Annotated in this window: 24 protein-coding genes and 1 tRNA gene; 5 read left to right on the top strand and 20 right to left on the bottom strand. The window is 41.4% G+C overall.

Annotation, left to right across the window (positions count from 1 at the left end; translation table 11 throughout):
* Positions 1 to 67 precede the first annotated feature (67 nt).
* Entirely contained in the window at positions 68 to 394 is a 327-nt protein-coding gene (locus tag FB592_RS14065; protein ID WP_038829733.1) for a YqzG/YhdC family protein, read from the top strand.
* Between the two features lie 41 nt (positions 395 to 435).
* On the opposite strand, the gene FB592_RS14060 is transcribed toward FB592_RS14065, so the two are convergent.
* The 10 genes from FB592_RS14060 to corA all read right to left on the bottom strand — a co-directional run bounded on the left by FB592_RS14060 (position 436) and on the right by corA (position 5,990).
* The gene (locus FB592_RS14060) at positions 436 to 615 is read right to left on the bottom strand and encodes a YqzE family protein (protein ID WP_014480252.1); all 180 of its coding nucleotides are present in this window, start codon (positions 613 to 615) and stop codon (positions 436 to 438) included.
* Positions 616 to 686: 71 nt separating this feature from the next.
* Positions 687 to 1,061 carry a competence type IV pilus minor pilin ComGG gene (gene comGG, locus FB592_RS14055; protein ID WP_032726157.1) on the bottom strand — a complete coding sequence of 125 codons (375 nt, stop codon included), beginning with the start codon at positions 1,059 to 1,061 and terminating at the stop codon, positions 687 to 689.
* Positions 1,062 to 1,445 carry a competence type IV pilus minor pilin ComGF gene (gene comGF / locus FB592_RS14050; RefSeq protein ID WP_032726158.1) on the bottom strand — a complete coding sequence of 128 codons (384 nt, stop codon included), beginning with the start codon at positions 1,443 to 1,445 and terminating at the stop codon, positions 1,062 to 1,064.
* Between the two features lie 25 nt (positions 1,446 to 1,470).
* Positions 1,471 to 1,818, bottom strand: coding sequence for a ComG operon protein 5 (gene comGE, locus FB592_RS14045; RefSeq protein WP_141949684.1), 348 nt, complete (start codon positions 1,816 to 1,818; stop codon positions 1,471 to 1,473).
* Positions 1,802 to 2,233 (bottom strand): competence type IV pilus minor pilin ComGD, encoded by a 432-nt coding sequence (gene comGD, locus FB592_RS14040; protein ID WP_141949681.1) that lies wholly within the window; start codon positions 2,231 to 2,233, stop codon positions 1,802 to 1,804. The genes comGE and comGD overlap by 17 nt, the downstream gene beginning before the upstream one ends.
* Complete coding sequence (gene comGC / locus FB592_RS14035) at positions 2,223 to 2,519, bottom strand: comG operon protein ComGC (protein ID WP_003230162.1); 297 nt, start codon at positions 2,517 to 2,519, stop codon at positions 2,223 to 2,225. The genes comGD and comGC overlap by 11 nt, the downstream gene beginning before the upstream one ends.
* A 13-nt stretch (positions 2,520 to 2,532) precedes the next feature.
* The gene (comGB, locus tag FB592_RS14030) at positions 2,533 to 3,570 is read right to left on the bottom strand and encodes a comG operon protein ComGB (protein WP_141949679.1); all 1,038 of its coding nucleotides are present in this window, start codon (positions 3,568 to 3,570) and stop codon (positions 2,533 to 2,535) included.
* Positions 3,557 to 4,627: a competence protein ComGA gene (gene comGA / locus FB592_RS14025; protein ID WP_070547533.1), complete on the bottom strand. Its 1,071-nt coding sequence runs from the start codon at positions 4,625 to 4,627 to the stop codon at positions 3,557 to 3,559. The genes comGB and comGA overlap by 14 nt, the downstream gene beginning before the upstream one ends.
* 210 nt (positions 4,628 to 4,837) lie before the next feature.
* On the bottom strand, positions 4,838 to 5,035 hold the full coding sequence (locus FB592_RS14020; RefSeq protein WP_103803301.1) for a CBS domain-containing protein: 198 nt from the start codon (positions 5,033 to 5,035) through the stop codon (positions 4,838 to 4,840).
* A 1-nt stretch (position 5,036) separates the two neighbouring features.
* Entirely contained in the window at positions 5,037 to 5,990 is a 954-nt protein-coding gene (gene corA, locus FB592_RS14015) for a magnesium transporter CorA (RefSeq protein ID WP_004399136.1), read from the bottom strand.
* A gap of 142 nt (positions 5,991 to 6,132) precedes the next feature.
* On the opposite strand from corA, the gene FB592_RS14010 reads away from it, so the two are divergent.
* Positions 6,133 to 7,461 (top strand): hemolysin family protein, encoded by a 1,329-nt coding sequence (locus FB592_RS14010; RefSeq protein WP_021480026.1) that lies wholly within the window; start codon positions 6,133 to 6,135, stop codon positions 7,459 to 7,461.
* A gap of 52 nt (positions 7,462 to 7,513) precedes the next feature.
* Here FB592_RS14010 and rsbRD read toward each other — a convergent pair whose 3' ends face one another.
* On the bottom strand, positions 7,514 to 8,350 hold the full coding sequence (gene rsbRD, locus FB592_RS14005; protein ID WP_141949677.1) for an RsbT co-antagonist protein RsbRD: 837 nt from the start codon (positions 8,348 to 8,350) through the stop codon (positions 7,514 to 7,516).
* Between the two features lie 86 nt (positions 8,351 to 8,436).
* On the opposite strand from rsbRD, the gene FB592_RS14000 reads away from it, so the two are divergent.
* A tRNA-Gln gene (locus tag FB592_RS14000) sits at positions 8,437 to 8,507 on the top strand.
* 66 nt (positions 8,508 to 8,573) lie between these two features.
* Here FB592_RS14000 and mgsR read toward each other — a convergent pair.
* Complete coding sequence (mgsR, locus tag FB592_RS13995) at positions 8,574 to 8,954, bottom strand: transcriptional regulator MgsR (protein WP_003230147.1); 381 nt, start codon at positions 8,952 to 8,954, stop codon at positions 8,574 to 8,576.
* Between the two features lie 231 nt (positions 8,955 to 9,185).
* On the opposite strand from mgsR, the gene FB592_RS13990 reads away from it, so the two are divergent.
* Complete coding sequence (locus FB592_RS13990) at positions 9,186 to 9,431, top strand: DUF2626 domain-containing protein (protein ID WP_003226300.1); 246 nt, start codon at positions 9,186 to 9,188, stop codon at positions 9,429 to 9,431.
* A gap of 39 nt (positions 9,432 to 9,470) precedes the next feature.
* Here FB592_RS13990 and FB592_RS13985 read toward each other — a convergent pair whose 3' ends face one another.
* The gene (locus FB592_RS13985) at positions 9,471 to 10,106 is read right to left on the bottom strand and encodes an MBL fold metallo-hydrolase (protein ID WP_014480263.1); all 636 of its coding nucleotides are present in this window, start codon (positions 10,104 to 10,106) and stop codon (positions 9,471 to 9,473) included.
* A 156-nt stretch (positions 10,107 to 10,262) separates the two neighbouring features.
* Between FB592_RS13985 and FB592_RS13980 the strand changes: the two genes are divergently transcribed.
* The gene (locus tag FB592_RS13980; protein ID WP_003230141.1) at positions 10,263 to 10,436 is read left to right on the top strand and encodes a DUF2759 domain-containing protein; all 174 of its coding nucleotides are present in this window, start codon (positions 10,263 to 10,265) and stop codon (positions 10,434 to 10,436) included.
* A gap of 31 nt (positions 10,437 to 10,467) precedes the next feature.
* On the opposite strand, the gene FB592_RS13975 is transcribed toward FB592_RS13980, so the two are convergent.
* From FB592_RS13975 to yqgP, 7 genes are all read right to left on the bottom strand, one after another.
* Positions 10,468 to 10,782, bottom strand: a complete 315-nt coding sequence (locus FB592_RS13975) for an MTH1187 family thiamine-binding protein (protein ID WP_141949675.1) — start codon at positions 10,780 to 10,782, stop codon at positions 10,468 to 10,470.
* A 2-nt stretch (positions 10,783 to 10,784) separates the two neighbouring features.
* Entirely contained in the window at positions 10,785 to 11,840 is a 1,056-nt protein-coding gene (locus FB592_RS13970) for a YqgU-like beta propeller domain-containing protein (protein ID WP_021480029.1), read from the bottom strand.
* 67 nt (positions 11,841 to 11,907) lie between these two features.
* Positions 11,908 to 13,038, bottom strand: a complete 1,131-nt coding sequence (locus FB592_RS13965) for a M14 family metallopeptidase (RefSeq protein ID WP_133953352.1) — start codon at positions 13,036 to 13,038, stop codon at positions 11,908 to 11,910.
* 82 nt (positions 13,039 to 13,120) lie between these two features.
* The gene (locus FB592_RS13960; protein ID WP_049141213.1) at positions 13,121 to 15,037 is read right to left on the bottom strand and encodes an LTA synthase family protein; all 1,917 of its coding nucleotides are present in this window, start codon (positions 15,035 to 15,037) and stop codon (positions 13,121 to 13,123) included.
* A gap of 115 nt (positions 15,038 to 15,152) precedes the next feature.
* Entirely contained in the window at positions 15,153 to 16,118 is a 966-nt protein-coding gene (gene glcK / locus FB592_RS13955; RefSeq protein WP_049141212.1) for a glucose kinase GlcK, read from the bottom strand.
* A 10-nt stretch (positions 16,119 to 16,128) separates the two neighbouring features.
* Positions 16,129 to 16,344, bottom strand: a complete 216-nt coding sequence (locus tag FB592_RS13950; protein WP_004399107.1) for a YqgQ family protein — start codon at positions 16,342 to 16,344, stop codon at positions 16,129 to 16,131.
* Positions 16,345 to 16,453: 109 nt separating this feature from the next.
* Positions 16,454 to 17,983, bottom strand: a complete 1,530-nt coding sequence (gene yqgP, locus FB592_RS13945; RefSeq protein ID WP_141949673.1) for a rhomboid protease YqgP — start codon at positions 17,981 to 17,983, stop codon at positions 16,454 to 16,456.
* Positions 17,984 to 18,007: the final 24 nt, after the last annotated feature.

The following is an 18,007-nucleotide window of genomic DNA, read 5'->3' as shown; positions in this document are numbered from 1 at the left end:
GTTATGTGAGAATTTAAATGCATATCCCGTTATTATTTGGTAATAATAAACAAGAAAGGGTGACAGCATGATGATCAAACAATGTATGATTTGTCTAACTCTTCTTGTCTTTGGCACCACAGCCGCTCACGCAGAAGAAACACCGCTTGTAACCGCCCGTCACATGTCCAAATGGGAAGAGATTGCTGTAAAAGAAGCAAAAAAAAGGTACCCGCTCGCACAGGTACTGTTCAAACAAAAAGTATGGGACCGTAAAAGAAAAGATGAAGCAGTGAAGCAATACCATTTAACTCTGAGGGAAGGATCAAAAGAATTCGGCGTTTTTGTGACGATTTCATTTGATCCTTATAGCCAAAAGGTCAATAAAATCGCCATATTAGAAGAATATCAATAAGGTCCTCCATTTTTTGAAGGACCTTATTCGTTTATTTGCGGTTATTTTTTCCGTTTCAGCCAAAGCCGGAAGCCATAGGGTAAAATACCGAACCACTGCTGAGAAGCAGGCGTTTTTGTTTCTTTCCGCACCTCTTTTCGTTCTTTTCGCTCATCTCTCGGTGTATCTATATATTTGACAAATTGCTGCGTCATATATTTAACATAATCATTCGTTTTCACGTGATCACCTCATCATTCAATTATTATGAAGTGTTGTCTCACATGACTTTTTTTATACCCTTTACACTGTTTTATTCTGTCCATCTCAGCAGTTTTTTCTGTTTTTGATCAAACACGATCTGTGCAGTTCTTTCTGTTCCCGACTCCGTTGACACTCTTAAGTTGATTTCTTTTTGCTCTTTTATCGATGTATCATGAATGTAATAAGAAACCCGTCCATATGGAAATTGCTGCGTACCCTCCTGGCCTTTCCGTTTCTCTAGAACGTGCCGAATCGAAAGAAGCGTACCATTTTGAAGCAAATTCTCTCCTATGTATAACTCTTTTGTTTCCTTTTCAAACATGCAGCGTGAAATATATTGAGCAGCAGCAAAGTTCACGATTAACAGCACAAGCGCTGACACAAAAAGAACAGCTGGATAAATAAACCCTCTTGTACGATACATTCACCCCCCTCCTAAATATGAATAGACTGGAAAAGCAGTTTGATACACTTTTTGGTCCTCACTCTCAATTTTCAGCAAAACAACACCATTTTCAATATCAGCTTTCATGGCAGTAATATGATCTAAAATCGGAACATGCCCTTTGCCATCCACTCTTTTTCTTATCATTGAATGATAAATGTCAAAACGGATGTCTTGTCCGGAAAGATTGGTGCAGATTAACACGCTCCCATGCTCGGCTGTCTTAACTGCCTGTGACTCCTTGCATTCATTCATCATCTGTTCTATCGAAATCATCCATTCTTGCTGTGTGAAACCGTCATGTTCCTGCTGTCGAGACAAAAACAGATGGAAAATCGCAGCTAACGATCCTGATATGAGCAAAAAGACTGAGAGCGAAAATAATACGTTAAGAAGCGTGTAGCCTTTCTGTCTGCAAAATGCTGAGGCAAAATGATTTTTCTTTATAAGCTGCGGTTTTGATACATACGTTTTGATATTCGCCCTCCTCCTCCCACTTCATTGCATAGATATGATTGTTCTTTGTAATCGTTTTTGACGCGGCTCCTTCACCAGTCATGACATATTTGCTAATGCTCTCATTCATCATCTGATAGCCAATTTCTCGTGATTCCGCCATTTTTTCATCAGACATCAGCTTGTCCCACAAGGGGACGACTGTCAGCAGCACAAACAGCCACAGGCTTAGCGCAGACATTGTTTCTATTGTAGAAAAACCTTTATTTTCTCTCCACATTGACTCTCCCGCTCCCTAGATAAACTGTTATGTCATAAGCGTCATGGCCTATTACTCGTATTTTTCCGCCTGCATTCGGGTGCCCTTTCTCATTAAATTCCAAACGGTCTTTTAATGTCAGCAGTTCTATAGAAAGTCCCCTTGCATACGGACGTTCAATGACCGTATCACCAATGACTAATTGATATTCTTTTTTATGAAAGAAAATTTTTGTTCTTTGTTGACGGGAAATAGCAGTCTGCTGTGTGAGCATAATATCATTTTTCAGCTGCCTTGCTGCCTGTCGGACAGCTATATTGTCATAAGCAGGAGGAAGTGTGGTGAAGACGGCAATCAGTAGGATAGAGGCAAGGCTTAACACAAGCAAACTTTCTAAAAGGGTAAACCCCTCCTCCTCGTTTAATTTAATGTTCAACCTTAACTTCTCCGCCGGTGATGATAATGCGCTTACCATTTGGACAGACAGCATCCTTTTTCACATAGCCCTCTGACTGTAAATCGGCAAGGCTCGGAGTTTGTCCTTCATGATCAAGCTCAAATGCAGTCATTTGTGCCTTAACCATGTTTTGTAAGCCTTCACAGCCCTTTTTTTGAATGGTTTGATTATGCTTCGTGACGTTCGGTATCGTAATTAAAAGCAAAATCGAAATAATAAAGAGCACGATTAACATTTCAACAAGTGTAAATCCTTTCTCATTCATCAGCCTCTTCCTTTCACATTTGATTCATCATCTGATACATAGGCACAAGCATAGATAAATACACAAGTAAGATCATCGCTGCAACAAATCCATAAATCATTGGCTGAAGGATGCCTGTCCATTTTTGCGCTTTGTGTTCCAGCCGCTGCAATATGAATTGGCTGTATATGAAAAGCTCCCGATCCAATCGGCCGCTCAGCTGGCCGTGAAATATGACTTTTGAAAAATCAGCTTCATAAAAAGGGCTTCCACAAATAGCGTCTTTAATTGACTCACCGGCTTTTAGCCGTTCAATCAATTGTTCAGCCTCGCAGCGGTAGAAAGGGAGAAACGTTTGATGTTTAAATGCATTAAGGCTGTCATAAATTGAGAGGCCTGATTTTAAAAGACTGCTTAGCTGCAAAGAAAAAAAGTAGCTGTTAAACAGCTTGACAAGCTTTCCAACCAAAGGAATCCTGACACAAATCAGCATTTGCCGGGCAGGTGATTTTTTCTTAAACACAAGCCAATAATAAATCCCGATACCTGCTGTAAAAAGAGCCAGCAAAATGATCACAAGATCAATATGCTGGAAAAAAGCAAAAAGCATATCGGTTGAACGTGAGGTTTCCATATTCATCGATTGATAGATACCGGAAAACTGAGGAATGATGATGGACTGTAACATATAAAACATGACAGCGACCGTAAAGATGAGGAAAATCGGATAGCGCAGCACTCTTTTCAGCTGGTCTGCCTGTGCAATTTTTCGTTCCAGCAGCTCTCCGCTCTGGATCATGGAAGCAGGCAGTTCACCATGTGTTTCAGCAAAATAACAAATACCTACGGCTTCCTTATGAAATGACAAACTCTTTAGTACTTGATAAAACGGAGCCCCTTCCCTCAAACAAGTGACCGTATCAGTCAAGTCAGCCGCCTGCCTCTTATTCATCTGAAGTTCCATCAGGCGTAATCCATCCAGAAGCGTATATCCCCCCGCAGTCATTTCACCGAGCCGCTTTAATAACCTGGCTTGATCCTTTAATGACCAGACTTTTCTAATCTTTTTCATGATAAACCCACCGGTCATAGTTGTTTGTCGTTAAATAGCCGAGCGCAATTCCTTTTCTGATAATTTGACGAAGCGTTTGATATTGGTAATTTGCATGATTTCCTTTTGCCTCCTGGATACATTGCTGAAGATTTTTCCCGTATAGAAGCTCATAAACGCTAGCTCTCCTGGTATTTCGTGACTGTCGGCAATACACTGATGAACATCCGTTTTCACAAAACGGGCAAGCCAAATCAACCAAGCGCTGAGCCGCTATTGCAATGACAGTCTGTTCGATTTCATTCATATTGATACCGAATTCAAGCAGTCTGTAAATGGCGCCCTTTGCGTCTCTCGTATGAAGGCTCGTTAGTACCAGATGTCCCGTCATCGCTGCCCGCACCGCAATTTCAGCTGTTTCCGCGTCTCTGATCTCACCTAAAATAATCATATCGGGATCATGGCGCAAAATTGCTTTCAGACCTGCAGAATAAGTTACACCGGCTTTTTCATTCACCTGAACCTGAAGAACATCTTCGTCCCTTGTTTCAACAGGGTCCTCTAATGTGACAATATTTCGATTAAAGTGTTTTTTTGCATATTGAACGAGAGAGTATAATGTGGTAGTCTTCCCTGAACCAGTCGGCCCGGTAAAAATGAGCATGCCATGGGAATGTTTTAGAAACGAGAGTAATGTGGCTCCTGTCTTCGGAAATAGCGACAATTTATCAATCGAAGGGATATTGTATTGGGGCATCACTCTGATCACGAGGCTTTCTTCATTAATTGTGGGCAGCGTTGACATTCTTAAATGAACATTTCCCTCTTTCAGCTTTAACGTAAGCGAACCGTTTTGCGGCTTTCGCCTTTCACCTATATCCATTGCTGAAAGAAATTTAAAATGTGAAATCAGTCTTACGCACTCTTCTTTTTTCATGTCCCTTTTTTTCAGCAAGGCATGATCGACCCGAAAATGAATGATAGCGTCCCGCTCCCTCGGCACGATGTGAATATCAGAAGCCTTTGTTAGATATGCCTCTTCAATCAAGTTTTTGCTTACATTTTCTATTGAATCCAATTTGATTCCCTCTCCTTTCAATGCGTATTGTAGAAAAAGAAGGAGCGGTAATCAAACAGGGAAAACGTGATTTTGTGAGATGTTATATGCTGAAAAACCAATTCTTTCTGGCAAGAAAAAAACTTTCAACTGAATGTGCCCCTTTCATTATAATTTTCCCAATAATAAAAAAGCAGACATGGTCACCATGCCTGCTTGATTCCATTTTCATTATGCTGTTTTCGCTTTTTGACCAGTATCTTTCTCAACGGAAAAGTCGCCTAATGCAACAATACCGGTCATTTGGTCATTTTCAAGAATCGATAAACTGCGGATTTGATGCTCTGTCATAAGCGCCTTGACATCGTATCCGGTCACCCTGATATGTCTGGTGAAAAAGCGGGGCACGCTGCACAAAATATGAAACATCCTATAGAGTCCGCCTTTTTCGAGGTTTCTTTTTCTTCTTCCGCTCCTGCAGCATATCTCCCGTCCAGCCTTTTTTCCTCAAATAGAGATAGATCAGAACTGTAGATGTGACAATCAATAAGAGAGAAAAGAGATATCCGTATTTCCAATTCAGTTCCGGCATCACTGAAAAGTTCATCCCCCATAAGGCCCCCAGAGCTGTAATCGGCGTAAAAAGCGTCGTGAAAATGGTCAGCGCTTTTACAATTTCATTCCCCCTATGTGAGGTAATGACTTCCTCTGAATGCAGCAGATTGTTAAGCTCCCCTTCAAATTCGCTGATGTATGTAAATCCCCTGTCAATCTTCAGTTGTGTCCGCTGATAATCCTTTTTCCCTTCATTTTGAGGTAAAAAGGTTTCTTTCAACGCCATTTCAATTTTTTTAGCGCTTAATATCAAATTTTTCCAAATCATCAGTTCATGGCGCAGGAGATGGACGCGGTTTAAAATGCTTTTGCTATTGTCATCTTTAATTTGCCATCTGAGCTTTCTCAGCTTTACTTCAAATTCATCAACACCGATTAAATACGCATTCATTAGTTCGCCGAGAAGAATTAAAAACCCCTCTATCGCATTGTCCGCTCTTTCCATTTGCCGAACAACTTCTTTTCCTTTAATCTCTCTCAAAATTGAAAAGTCAAAGTTGATTGTAAAAAAATATTGTCTGGTGATATAAAAGTGAAAAACAGTATGGTCTTTTTCTTCACCAAGCCCCTGATCATAAACAATCGACCCAAATACCGCTTCATTTTCCGTTTCAGTTGTATCTACTCGCAAAAAATTAACGTGATGGTTATTTTCAAACCACTTTTCACACTGAGGCCAGTGAGAAAAATGGATTAGATCCCTTGCCTTACTTCTTTCTTGAGGCCCCATTTGGTACCAAAACCAATCCTTTCCCGTATGTGCCTTCATGTCAAGCTCCTCCAAACTTTTGTTCTTTATTCTTTAATTGCCCAATAACCGCGTCACTAAACCAGTCTGCCGCTTCAACACATGTTTTATGAGCATTTTCAGGTGGTATGGAATGTAGAAAGACATCGGAAAAGGGAGGTGCATGCCTTCCTTGGAGAAGGCAGTTGTTTTGGAATTTGTCAATTTACTAGCAGTCGCTATTCTTATTTTGTTAACAGGATTTTTTGTTGCCGTAGAATTTTCAATCGTAAAAGTGCGGCGGTCCAAAATTGATCAGCTTGTCGCAAAAGGAAAGAAAGGTGCTAAAGCGGCAAAGCATGTCATCACTCACCTTGATGAATATTTATCAGCCTGTCAGCTGGGCATCACAGTCGCAGCCTTAGGACTGGGATGGCTTGGGGAACCGACTGTGCAAACTCTGCTTCGACCGCTTTTTCATAAAGCAGGCTTAAATGAATCGCTTACCCACCTGCTGTCACTCGTCATCGCATTTTTAGCGGTTACGTATTTAAATGTCGTTATCGGGGAGCTGGCGCCAAAGAGTTTCGCCATTCAAAAAGCAGAAAGCATTACCTTGTTGTTCGCTAAACCGCTTATTTGGTTTTATAAGATCATGTTTCCATTCATTTGGCTGTTGAACCACTCTGCCCGATTGATTACAGGAGTGTTTGGGCTGAAGCCGGCATCAGAGCACGAGCTGGCATATACAGAGGAAGAACTTCGGGTCCTATTGGCTGAAAGCTATAAAAGCGGCGAGATCAGAAAAAGTGAATTAAAGTACATGAATAATATCTTTACCTTTGATAAACGAATGGCAAAGGAAATTATGGTGCCGCGAAATGAAATGGTCAGTTTGTCACTAGATGAAGACTCCATTTCAAATCTTCAGGAAACAGTCAAGCAAACAAAATATACACGGTACCCAGTTGTAAGAGAGGATAAAGATAACGTTATTGGCGTGATTAATATGAAAGAAGTGCTGTTTTCCATGCTGACGAAAGATTTTTCAATCAAGAAGCATCAAATTGAACCTTTCGTACAGCCCGTTATCCATGTCATTGAGACGATTCCTATTTATAAACTACTGCTGAAAATGCAAAAGGAACGCACTCATATGGCGATCCTCATAGATGAATATGGCGGGACGTCCGGTTTGGTCACTGTCGAGGATATTATCGAGGAAATTGTAGGAGAAATCCGTGATGAATTTGATGCGGATGAAGTGCCTCATATCCGCGAACTTGGAAAGGATCATTACTTGTTAAATGCAAAATTATTAATCAGCGATGTTAACAGCCTGCTTGGAACCGATTTATCAGAGGCTGAAGTAGACACCTTGGGCGGCTGGTTTTTGACACAAAACATAGACGCTGAGCCTGAAAGTGCCATAGAATATGATGGCTACTCTTTTAAGGTAAAAGACATCAACAGCCATCACATTTTATTTATAGAAGTTAAAAAAGCTGAATAGCCCGTGAAAGGCTGTTCAGCTGCTATCTTTCAAGATAAACATGGCAAAGGCATCAACACTCTTTTATTTTAAACCCTTTATTGGCCAGGGCTTTAGCAAGACTTTGCTCGGTTTTCACATTCGAAAAATCCAGACCCAGCTTCACGACAGTTTGGGCAATTTCCGGCCTGATTCCTGAAATAATCGTCTCAATGCCGAGCAATTTGGTGCTGTCAATCACTTTAAAAATTTGATAGGCTACCATGGTATCAACGATAGGAACGCCCGAAATATCTAAAAATAAATACGAGAGCTTTAACGCTGAGCACTGCTCCAGCACAGACTCCAAAATCGTCCTCGCTCTGTGCGTATCAATTTCACCGACAAGCGGAAGAATCCCAATTCCATCAGTAATCGGCATAATCGGCGCACTCAATTCATTAATCATTTCTTTTTGCGCGTTTAATTGTATCATGGTCACCTGGTGATATTCTTCCGTAAATACTTCGATGATCTCATCAATGTTTTGATTCAAGATCCGGCTCCACTCATAATATTCCTGAATGCTGATGTCTTGAGAAGAAGCTTCGCTGAATTTCTGAATCCATTCAAACATGATGTGCCTGAAGGTGTTAAACTGGCCGACACTTTGTGTAACCGTCACTTCATGAACGGCACGGTCTCTGGCGCATTGAAGAGACCACCGGTTGAGCTCATCCTCTACGTCTTCTTTTCTAAGGGATTTTGCTACGATGGTCACCAATAATTCATGCTGGTCTTTTAACTTTTGTTCTAGTTTTTGCTGATCTTTCGCTGAATACAGCCAGCTGCCTTTTGACGTACAAACTTCCAGCCATTGTTGCGTGATATCTTCTTTGTGCTCTGTTAAGTGCTGATCAAGAGCTATCATCTTAATGAGCTCCCTCCTGTTTTTGAAAAATGTACGCTATATATGTATAACGCGTCTGCCTTTACACATACTATGTTTAGATTCAATGGGCTATAGCCAAGCGGTAAGGCAATGGACTTTGACTCCGTGATCGTTGGTTCGAATCCAGCTAGCCCAGTTTCTGAACAGGTGAAAAACCGAAGATAAGCTGATTCGAATAAATCAGCGGATCTTCGGTTTTTCATCATGCAGATTGATGAACCGTTTTCTTCTTCGATAACTTCAACAGTTCTCCCGGGTTATAACCAATCACCAGCTTTTTGTTGTCTACTAGAATCGGGCGTCGCAAAAGCTTCGGCTTCTCGATTAAAAGTTCCAGCACCTCATTTACCGTCATTTCTTCAATGTTTAAATTTAAATTTTTGAAAGTCTGGCTTCTTGTCGCCAAAATTTCATCAATTCCTTCTGTCGTTAACGATAAAATGTACTTTAATTCTTCTCTTGTCGGGGTTTCTCTGAATAAATGCCGTTCGTTAAATTCAATTTGATGTGCTTTAAGCCAATGTTTTGTTTTTCGGCATGACGTGCAGCTTGGATATGAGTAAAAAGTTAATTGTTGTTCCATTCGTTTTTTCCTCCTCAGTTAACCATCTCTTTGTAGAATAACTACCCGGATCATTTTTCATTTAAACCATTTACAGAACTTTTTTCGGATTATTTTTTAAAAAACATTCATACAATAGAAAACACAATCAAAGGGACAAATTCCATTTGTATATTAATAATGAAAATGTTTACATTTCTAGGTGTGATCTATTATAATAACAGTCAGAGGGACTCTCGGGAGGGGATAAAAATGAATCGCATGTTCCGGGTGTTAGGATTTTGGACGGGAATTTTTGCAGTCATGTTTTATTTAGGTGATATGAAAGATGCTTCCCTTTTATTTTTTGGACAGACGATCTTATTTGTGTTTCTATCGTATTTGAACTTAACCGAACGCATGTATATTTATATTTTTGGCGCTTATTTAACAATTTTCTTCGCCGGCTTTACATATTACTCAATTTTTATTATGGTGCCCGGCGGCGGAGGCCATTAAATGCAAAAAGAGACAAACCTTATCGGTTTGTCTCTTTTTTTACAATGAAAACCCATTTAAAAACGGATTTTGATCCTGCTCAGTCAGTACGTCTGTTTCAGGTCCATGGCCGCTTAACACCAGCGTGTGTTCCGGAAGCGTAAGCAGTTTTTCATGAATGGACGTCAGCAGCGTCTCTTGATCGCCGCCTATTAAATCCGTACGTCCTATACCGCCTTGGAACAAGACATCTCCGGAGATAACCAAGTCTGCATCTTTCACGTAGTAAGACACACTGCCTGGTGAATGTCCCGGCGTAAATAATGTTTCCAAATGAAACGGCCCGATATTCAACTCACCGTCGCCTTCAATTAGATGATCTGCAGGCTTAGCTGTGACTTCTATCCCTCGCAGCATGCCGGAGCCGTTTAAAGAAGCATCCGTAAGCCAATTTTTTTCATTTTGATGCAGGTAAACAGGGATATCCCATTTTTCTCTCACTTCATCAAGCGCCCCAATATGGTCAAAATGGGCATGTGTAAGCAAAATGGCTAAAGGCGTCAGCCCTTTTTCTTTTATGTATTGATTGATTTTATGTCCCTCGCCGCCCGGATCAAAAATCAGGCATTGATCATCACTGATGAGAAAATATGCGTTCGCTTGAATCGGCCCTACTGGCATTCGTCTCCATTTCACTATTATCACCTCTTTCTTTTTTATGCTCTTATTATGAGGGTTTTTTAAAAAAGATTCAAACAATCGCAATGAAAACGCTATCGACAAACCTATAAAAAACAGGTAGAATAAAACTGGAAAGAATTGCAGGTTTTTCAATGTAAAGGGGGCTGTGTTATGTTACTTGTCGTGATTTTCGGCCTTGTCGCTCTTTTCGCTTTATGGGGAGTCTTGCGTTCTGTTAGAAATAAAAATATACTCGGGTTTTTATTAGCCGGTGCCACCTTATTTGTCTTTGGATGGTTTACCGTGATGACCGTAATAAACAGCGGGTATCCAACCGCACATTAAAACCTGTATCCGATCGGATACAGGTTTATTTTTATGGCTGTAAATGTTTATTGACACTTTCTATTTTGCTCTCAAGCGTCGTTTTTTTGTCACGCCTGTCATCGATACGGATATTCGTTGCCACTCTGTGCAATCCTTTTTGAAATGGCGCTTCGTGAATTGCCTGAATGACTGCAAAAAGGTCACTGAGTTCTCCCTCGATCAGCGTATTCATCGGTGTCAGCTGATATTTGATTTTCCCTCCTGCTTGATATCCTTCTAATATCTTTTGCACATCGGCTACGTAAGCACTGACACTGGGTGTTTCCGTACCGATTGGGATAATGGTTACATCTGCGATAGCCATCGTTATTCCATCTCCTTTTGATCAATGATGAGTTGCTTCGTTTCATGTGATTTCAATAAAATAATTTGCTCAAAATGAAAGCCGTATAACGCATATTTCCCGTTCGGAGATATTTGAATCGGCTCCATTTCCCGCAGAGACACAAGATCTTTTGTCTCTCCCGATGCTACATTGATTGCTGCGAGCTTATATGCATCGCCGCTTTGCTTGAATGTATAAAACAGGCCTCCTGCTTCATCATAGTCATACTCCATTGGAGCCAAATTTGTATATTTCGCTTGGAGCGGCCATTTCGCTGTAACAGGTGATGTTGATTGCGGCGTTTTAAACTGATACGTCCCTTTTCCTCCGGAAGCTGATTTGACAGTAAAACTCATTTGATGGAAAGAATCGAAGAATAGAACGTCATCCTCAAGCTTCTGTTCCGTCTTAGAAGCTGTATCGAACGTATATAAAGGCCCTGTTTTATCGTCTCTTCCCTCTTTTACATAATCAAATGTATTTTTGGATGTCCAATGAATGAACGGAACCTGTACTGGGCTTAAGAAAGATTCGTCTTTTTTAGCATTCACCTGATATGTATGGAAATCCCAGTTTTCATTGAATTCCGTCACCATCATTTGATAAGGATCATACTGATTCCAAGCAGCCTCAAGCTCATACGTTTCGTAATCTTTTTCGTAAAGCGTCTCTCCTTCTGCATTAAGCAAAACCACTGCCGTCTTTTGGCTATGTGTGATTTGCAGCAGAATCATCTGCTCCCTCGCATTGATTTGAACATCAACGATTTGACCATCCGTTTGATAGAGCTTTTTCGCTTTGCCTGTAAAGATGCGGTACGCAAAAAGCTCTGTTTTCGTCGGATTAGACGCAGTATATAATATTGTGCTGTTATTCAGCCAGCCTTCCGCCCCATCCGCTTTTTCCGCGGAAAGCGGTATGATGTCTTTTTTCTCATCTTTTGCCGCCGATGCCTGTTTTTGCTGCTGATGAGATGGTTCGCATGCCGATAAACTAAACAGCAATACCGCCAGCAGAATAAAACAAACTGATCTCATCAGCATTCCCCTCCGATCATCTTTATTCTCTCATATTTGCTTCAGCAGAAAAAAGAAAAAGTTTCAGTTACTCATGAAAAAATAACGCCCTCCACAAGATGCCGTTTGTGGCGTTATATATGTGTGAAAACTGCTGAAACGGCAAAGGATTTTGGCCTTTTCCAAGTTCCACCGTATACCCTTCCTTAAAATAATGGTGAATAAACCAATCACGAAATCCAGCATAGCTGTCTATATCCCTTACTCCCTTATAAATGTTCCCGCTTAACTCCTCAAAATCCTTTATGACGGCAGCAGATTCCTCAGGCTCAAGGCCTTTATAGCCCCAATAAATTTCTTCTCCTTGAGTATGAAGAGCCAGCAGTCTGTCAGGCGGATTCTCCGTGATCAGCCGGTACATCGCAATAGATTCCGGCTCCGTAAGCGGAGAGATTCCCGGAAAATCGCGGTAGCTGGGTGCTGTCGGTTTTCGGTATTTTTCAATTTCCCATAATGATGGAAATTGTTTATTTAAATCAACTCCGTTTATATTCGCCTTCCATTCATTAAAATTCGGACGATGTTCATTTAGCCTTTCGAGCTCATCTCTTCTGGCTCCCATGACTTCTGATCCGTTTAAAACAAGATCAACGCCATCCGGATTGACAAGAGGAACGAGGGATAAGGATGTGCTGTTAAACAGCTTCATGGGAGAAAAGCCAAAGAAAGGCGAATTGCAGCATAATGACATACAGTATTCCTTCAACCATTTTAGCAGGACAGACGTTGTAATCCACTCATTCGCATGAAATGACGCGTTCATATGGACCTTTTTTACGGCATGCTCCCCACCAGCCTTCAGCTCCCAGATAGGCCTGCCGAGTACAGAACGGCCAATTTCCCGGCATGAGACAAACGGAAAAACATCAATAATCTTCTTTATTTCCTTTTCAACAGCTGAATCATCATAGATTTTCTCTTGCTCAATCCAGCTATCAGAAAGTTTCAGCTGCCGAGGCTGTAAAAAGCGCTTTATGTCCTGAATGGTTTGAACTTCTTTGCCGCTATGCTCCTCTATCACATGACCAGGGCAATACAATTGATGTTTTTGCGCGGAGCGATTTGCACTTTTAAGCAATTCCTCGTCTATCTTCAGTTCTTTCGCCACTCTGGCCAAATTGTTCTTGATCTCAGGTTTCACCGTAATAAACGCCATCATCATCCCCCTTTTATGTTACTATATGACAGCGTATTTAAAAAAAGAAAGCCTCCCGCTCACTTTGATGCGGGAGACATTGTGATTACGATGCCTGATCAAGCATTTGTTTTTCTTTCCGTTTTGACGAATTGTCCAGCCTTTTCTGATCATAAAATCGCAACAAATCCCCATAAATGATTTCATCAGAAAGTGATAGCTCCTGTTTTGCTTTATCAGCAAATGCTTCACATTGTTTTGTCTCTTCTAACGGTTTTCCCGTCTCTTTGTCATAACACGCACCGTCTGTATAAACAACCTGATCTGTGATAAAGCTCCCGTCCCGGAGCACCGTAAAGTCCAGTTTTTCGTCTGAAAGCAGATCGTTGCCGAATTGAATTTGATCTTTCGTATCAATCCCTAAAAGATTCATTAGCGTCGGCCTGATATCAATCTGCCCGCCTACTGTTTCAATGGTTTGCGGCTTTTTATCAGTAATACCCGGAATATGAATGACCAGCGGCACTTTTTGGAGCTGTACCTCTTCAAATGGGGTTATTTCTTTTCCTAAAAACTGCCCCATCGCTTCATTATGGTTTTCTGATATACCATAATGGTCACCATATAATACAATAACAGAGTTGTCGTATAATCCGTCTTCCTTCAGCTTTTCGATAAACCGTTTTAGCGCCTCATCCTGATAACGCACTGTCGGAAAATATTTATTTAGCGTCTGGCTGCTTGAATCATATTCATCAATCAATTGATCCTCTTCATCAAGATCAAACGGGAAGTGGTTCGTCAGTGTAATCAGCCTCGAGTAAAACGGCTGAGGCAGATTTTTCATCAGCTCTGAAGACTGCTCAAAAAATTCTTTATCCTTCAGTCCCCAGCCGACTGAATTTTCGTCAGTTACATCATACGAGTTAATATCAAAAAACGAATCATATCCAAATGAGTCGTACATTAAATCACGATTCCAAAAGCTCTTATTATTAGCGTGGAGCACCGCTGAATAGTATCCGCTGTTTTTCAAAATTTCAGGAGCGGCCATATATTGATTGCCCGCATTCGTAAAAAACACGGCACCTCGTCCAAGCGGATACAGTGAATTGTCCACGATAAATTCAGAATCCGAGGTTTTCCCCTGGCCTGTTTGGTGGTAAACATTATTAAAGTTGTAGCTCTGTTTTATAAAGTCATTCAGAAAAGGCGTGATTTCTTCTCCATTCAATTTTTCATTAATCACGAAGCTTTGCGTCGACTCTAAGGATACGAGAATGACGTTCCTTCCTTTTGCAGCGCCGAATAAGCGTTTGTTGGCATCCTTCGCATTAGCGGTTACATAGTTTTCAATCTCCGTCAGGCTGTTGCTGTCTGCCAACGCTCTCTGTGCGGATTGCTTTGACTGAAGAACGCCATCGTAAATATGAAAATTAAACAGGCTAATGTTTTTAACAAGCATTTCTCTGTCAAATGAGCGTGTCAATAGCTGAGGTCTTTCCGCCTCAGACAAGCCCAGGTTGAAGAAATAAACAGAAGCAACGAACAAAAAATAAGCCGCCCGTTCATTTTTCGTTGAGGGAATGTCCGATTGAAAAGCTTTTTGCCGGATGTGAAGCCATATTAAAACCACAATATCTACAGCTAATAGGAGGTCTGTCGGCTCAAGAAGTGTTCCGATGCTGCTTCCGAGATCACCCATATTGCTCGTTTGAAAAAGAACAGGGATTGTTAAGAAATCATTGTAAAAACGGTAAAAAACCATATTTGCCAGCAATACAAACGTGACAAGACAGCTCATCGCGATAATATAGCGATTTCTGTTTTTGCCTTTTAAAAACAGGCTGAGGCCAAAAATAAGCAACAAAAAACTCAATGGGTTGATAAACAGAATAAATTCCTGTGTTAGATTGTCGATTTTAATATGAAAACTGGTTTTGTAAACAGCATACGTTTTCAGCCACATCAATAAAATGGCAATCAGCATAAATGAAATCTTCGAAAAAAACGTTTTTCGCATTTCAACCTCCTATGCAGCACGCTCAAAAAATCAGTCTATTCCCAACATTCTCATTAACACATCAAATTAAATCTTAACCTGAGCACAACAAAAAATCAATTTGATTTACACAATTTTAACAATTTTGATGTTTCAGCCATTCATTTTTAGCGATCCAAGCGCCTCCGATAACGCCGGCATCATTTCCAAGTGCTGCGATTGAAATATCAGCAGCTTGGGCAGCCCGCGGAAACGCGCATTTGCGGAATGTTTTCTCAACTTTTGATCTCAGCAGTTCTCCGGCTCTCGATACGCCGCCGCCAAGAACGATTTTGGATGGATTAAGCGAGCTTGCCAAATTTCCGAGCACCAAACCAAGGTGCTTGGCTACATAATCAACCACCTCAAGGGCAATTTCATCATTTTCACCCGCCGCTTCAAACACATCCCGCGCTGACAATTGTTCGGTTGCTTGTAAACGTGTCGTCTTTTTAGCATTTGCTATTTTTTCTTTTGCAATTCTTACAATTCCGGTTGCTGACGCAATTGTTTCGATACAGCCCGTTTTGCCGCAGTTGCAGGGCGCTCCGCCTTCAGGGATGCTGCAAATATGGCCGATTTCTCCGCCGGCGCCATTTATGCCATGTACAATTTCACCATTTGCAATGATGCCTCCGCCAACTCCTGTGCCAAGCGTCACGAGAATGACGTCTTTTGCGCCATCACCCGCTCCCTTCCACATTTCCCCGAGCGCAGCAATATTCGCGTCATTTTCTATAACAGCTGGGATGCCGGTTTCTGTCTCCAGATGGTTTTTCAAAGCATAATTTTTCCACCCTAGATTTACTGTTTCATAAACAACTCCTGACGAAATATCTACAGGGCCTGGTGCACCCATTCCGATGTATTTGATGATGTGCTTCGGTTTTTGCAGCTCATCCAGCTTGCTGTCGATTGTTTTTGCAATTGTGACAGTAATCGTGTCGCCAGTTTTATCAGTCGGAACTTCCCACTTATGCTGAATTTCACCATATTGATTAATAAAAGCGAGTTTAATCGTCGTTCCTCCCAGGTCAATGCCCGCAAACCATATCTCGTCCATTTTTATCACCTTAGCCTTTATAGAAATCTCTTCCGTTTTTTGTTTGTTCCAATTCTTTTCGAAGGACAGCTGCCGCTCTGGCCCACTGCTCCTTTTCAATCATGTGGTTCATGTATAATTCCTTTAATTCATCCAGCATAAACTCAATTTCAAGCTCTCTGTCTCCAAAATAAACAATGTGGCCAAACGTTTTTAACAGCTGTTGCACATCATAAAATGTATTCATTTTCCTCACCATTTCTTGAACTTAACTATCATAAGCGTATTCATAAGGAAGCGGTCAGTCAAGAAGAAAACGCTGACAAAAAAGCCAGCCTCCTTTCCATATTCCACCTTTATGATTCTTTATTGTTTTCAATTTGTTGCTGTAGCTCCTTGTAGCGCTGCTCCTTCGGCTCCAATTTTAAAGCCAGCCTGATGGCCTTTTCTGCTTGTGCAAGCTCATTTTTTTCCGCATACAATAAGGCTAAATTGTAATAGGGAGCATGGTCTTTAGGTTCTTTTTTCACTGCTCGTTCCAAAAGGGAAACCGCCTGATCATATTCGCCGATTTGAATATCAGATACAGCAAGAATTTTCAAAAGATCGGCAGAGGCATCTTTTTGCTCTGCTTCTCCGTTCAGCAATTCTGTTACTTCTTCATACTTTCCTTCCTGATACAGCTCGCTTGCCTGCTGAATCAGCGCTGACTCCTGGTGTGAAGGTGAAGGCGAATGCAATCCGTAATATAAAAAACCGGCAGCCAAAGCAATCAGCAAAACCGCTGACAACACTCTTTTTCCAAAGGCTCTGGCTTTGGGCAACCCCAATGCCGCTGCAGCGAAAAAGCCGCCAATCAAGCCGCCGATATGTCCTGAATTATCAATATTTGAAACTGCAAAACCAAAGCCCAGATTGATGATAATAATGACAATAATATTGGTTCCTATGGTTCTTAAAAACATTTTTCGATTAGATAAAGCAACATACAGTAATGCACCTAAGCATCCGAATATGGCTCCTGATGCCCCTGCCGAAGGATACGGGCTGAACACAAAACTCGCAATCGAACCCGTAATGCCAGCAGCCAGATAAATCAGCAAAAATCTCCCCGATCCATACATCCGCTCAACCGCTGTACCAACCGACCATAAAGCCAGCGTATTAAAAGCTAAATGCGCTATGCCGATGTGAAGCACGATCGGTGTCAGAAGCCGCCACCATTCTCCTTGTGCAATCAGGCTGTTTTCTTTTGCTCCAAAAGCGACCAGCGTCTCCGTATTTGTGCTGCCCCCGTTTATTTCGAGCAAGAAAAACATTAGGATCTGAAGCGCAATAAATAAATATGTAAAAATCGGTTTTCCATTTTGAAAAACCGCCGCTTCAGTTTTTCTCTGTTCTTCTTGTTTCAGCACTAGCGAAAGGAAGCGTTCTCGCGCCATTTGCACGTCTTCAAACGAAGCGTGTTCCTCTCTACAATTTTCTGTACGAAATGATGGAAAAACCGCTTGAAGATCATCTCGAAGCATCGTTCCTCTAACGATCGCCGGCTCAACTGACACAGTTCCCTTCTCAAACGTTTTTTTTGCAATCTCTTCCCAGTCATCAACAGGGGCTTCCGTTGAAAAAAACACATTCAGCAGCTTCATCCTTCGTCTGCCCAATTGATGTCTGACTCGTTCTACTCGTTCGGCCTGCTCTTCGATGTCTCTAACCATTTCTTGACGGAAATCAAGATCGTGCTTATAAAGACGAACTAGATCATGAGAGGACTTGTCCGGAGCTTCCAGCCATATCTCATCTGACTCACCGGCTTGTATGACGCCATACCCGCTATTCACCAGGTGCGCCGCAATTTTCCAATATGTATACTCCAGCAAAAACATGTTTACCGCTCCAATAGTTTTTTT

The sequence above is a fragment of the Bacillus sp. SJZ110 genome (genome assembly GCF_006715455.1).
GTDB classification, from domain to species: Bacteria; Bacillota; Bacilli; order Bacillales; family Bacillaceae; genus Bacillus; species Bacillus subtilis.
This window is presented reverse-complemented; position numbering and strand designations above follow the sequence as displayed.

Excerpts from the sequence above, each read along its gene's own strand:
- FB592_RS13950 (WP_004399107.1), bottom strand. The coding sequence starts at position 16,344 with ATGAATACATTTTATGATGTGCAACAGCTGTTAAAAACGTTTGGCCAC.
- FB592_RS13980 (WP_003230141.1), top strand. The coding sequence starts at position 10,263 with ATGTTACTTGTCGTGATTTTCGGCCTTGTCGCTCTTTTCGCTTTATGG.
- comGG (WP_032726157.1), bottom strand. The coding sequence starts at position 1,061 with ATGTATCGTACAAGAGGGTTTATTTATCCAGCTGTTCTTTTTGTGTCA.
- yqgP (WP_141949673.1), bottom strand. The coding sequence starts at position 17,983 with ATGTTTTTGCTGGAGTATACATATTGGAAAATTGCGGCGCACCTGGTG.
- glcK (WP_049141212.1), bottom strand. The coding sequence starts at position 16,118 with ATGGACGAGATATGGTTTGCGGGCATTGACCTGGGAGGAACGACGATT.
- comGE (WP_141949684.1), bottom strand. The coding sequence starts at position 1,818 with ATGTGGAGAGAAAATAAAGGTTTTTCTACAATAGAAACAATGTCTGCG.
- FB592_RS14010 (WP_021480026.1), top strand. The coding sequence starts at position 6,133 with ATGCCTTCCTTGGAGAAGGCAGTTGTTTTGGAATTTGTCAATTTACTA.
- FB592_RS14020 (WP_103803301.1), bottom strand. The coding sequence starts at position 5,035 with ATGTTTCATATTTTGTGCAGCGTGCCCCGCTTTTTCACCAGACATATC.
- FB592_RS13965 (WP_133953352.1), bottom strand. The coding sequence starts at position 13,038 with ATGATGGCGTTTATTACGGTGAAACCTGAGATCAAGAACAATTTGGCC.
- corA (WP_004399136.1), bottom strand. The coding sequence starts at position 5,990 with ATGAAGGCACATACGGGAAAGGATTGGTTTTGGTACCAAATGGGGCCT.
- comGC (WP_003230162.1), bottom strand. The coding sequence starts at position 2,519 with ATGAATGAGAAAGGATTTACACTTGTTGAAATGTTAATCGTGCTCTTT.
- FB592_RS13970 (WP_021480029.1), bottom strand. The coding sequence starts at position 11,840 with ATGAGATCAGTTTGTTTTATTCTGCTGGCGGTATTGCTGTTTAGTTTA.
- FB592_RS14065 (WP_038829733.1), top strand. The coding sequence starts at position 68 with ATGATGATCAAACAATGTATGATTTGTCTAACTCTTCTTGTCTTTGGC.
- comGB (WP_141949679.1), bottom strand. The coding sequence starts at position 3,570 with ATGAAAAAGATTAGAAAAGTCTGGTCATTAAAGGATCAAGCCAGGTTA.
- FB592_RS13975 (WP_141949675.1), bottom strand. The coding sequence starts at position 10,782 with ATGGCTATCGCAGATGTAACCATTATCCCAATCGGTACGGAAACACCC.
- rsbRD (WP_141949677.1), bottom strand. The coding sequence starts at position 8,350 with ATGATAGCTCTTGATCAGCACTTAACAGAGCACAAAGAAGATATCACG.
- FB592_RS13990 (WP_003226300.1), top strand. The coding sequence starts at position 9,186 with ATGAATCGCATGTTCCGGGTGTTAGGATTTTGGACGGGAATTTTTGCA.
- mgsR (WP_003230147.1), bottom strand. The coding sequence starts at position 8,954 with ATGGAACAACAATTAACTTTTTACTCATATCCAAGCTGCACGTCATGC.
- FB592_RS13960 (WP_049141213.1), bottom strand. The coding sequence starts at position 15,037 with ATGCGAAAAACGTTTTTTTCGAAGATTTCATTTATGCTGATTGCCATT.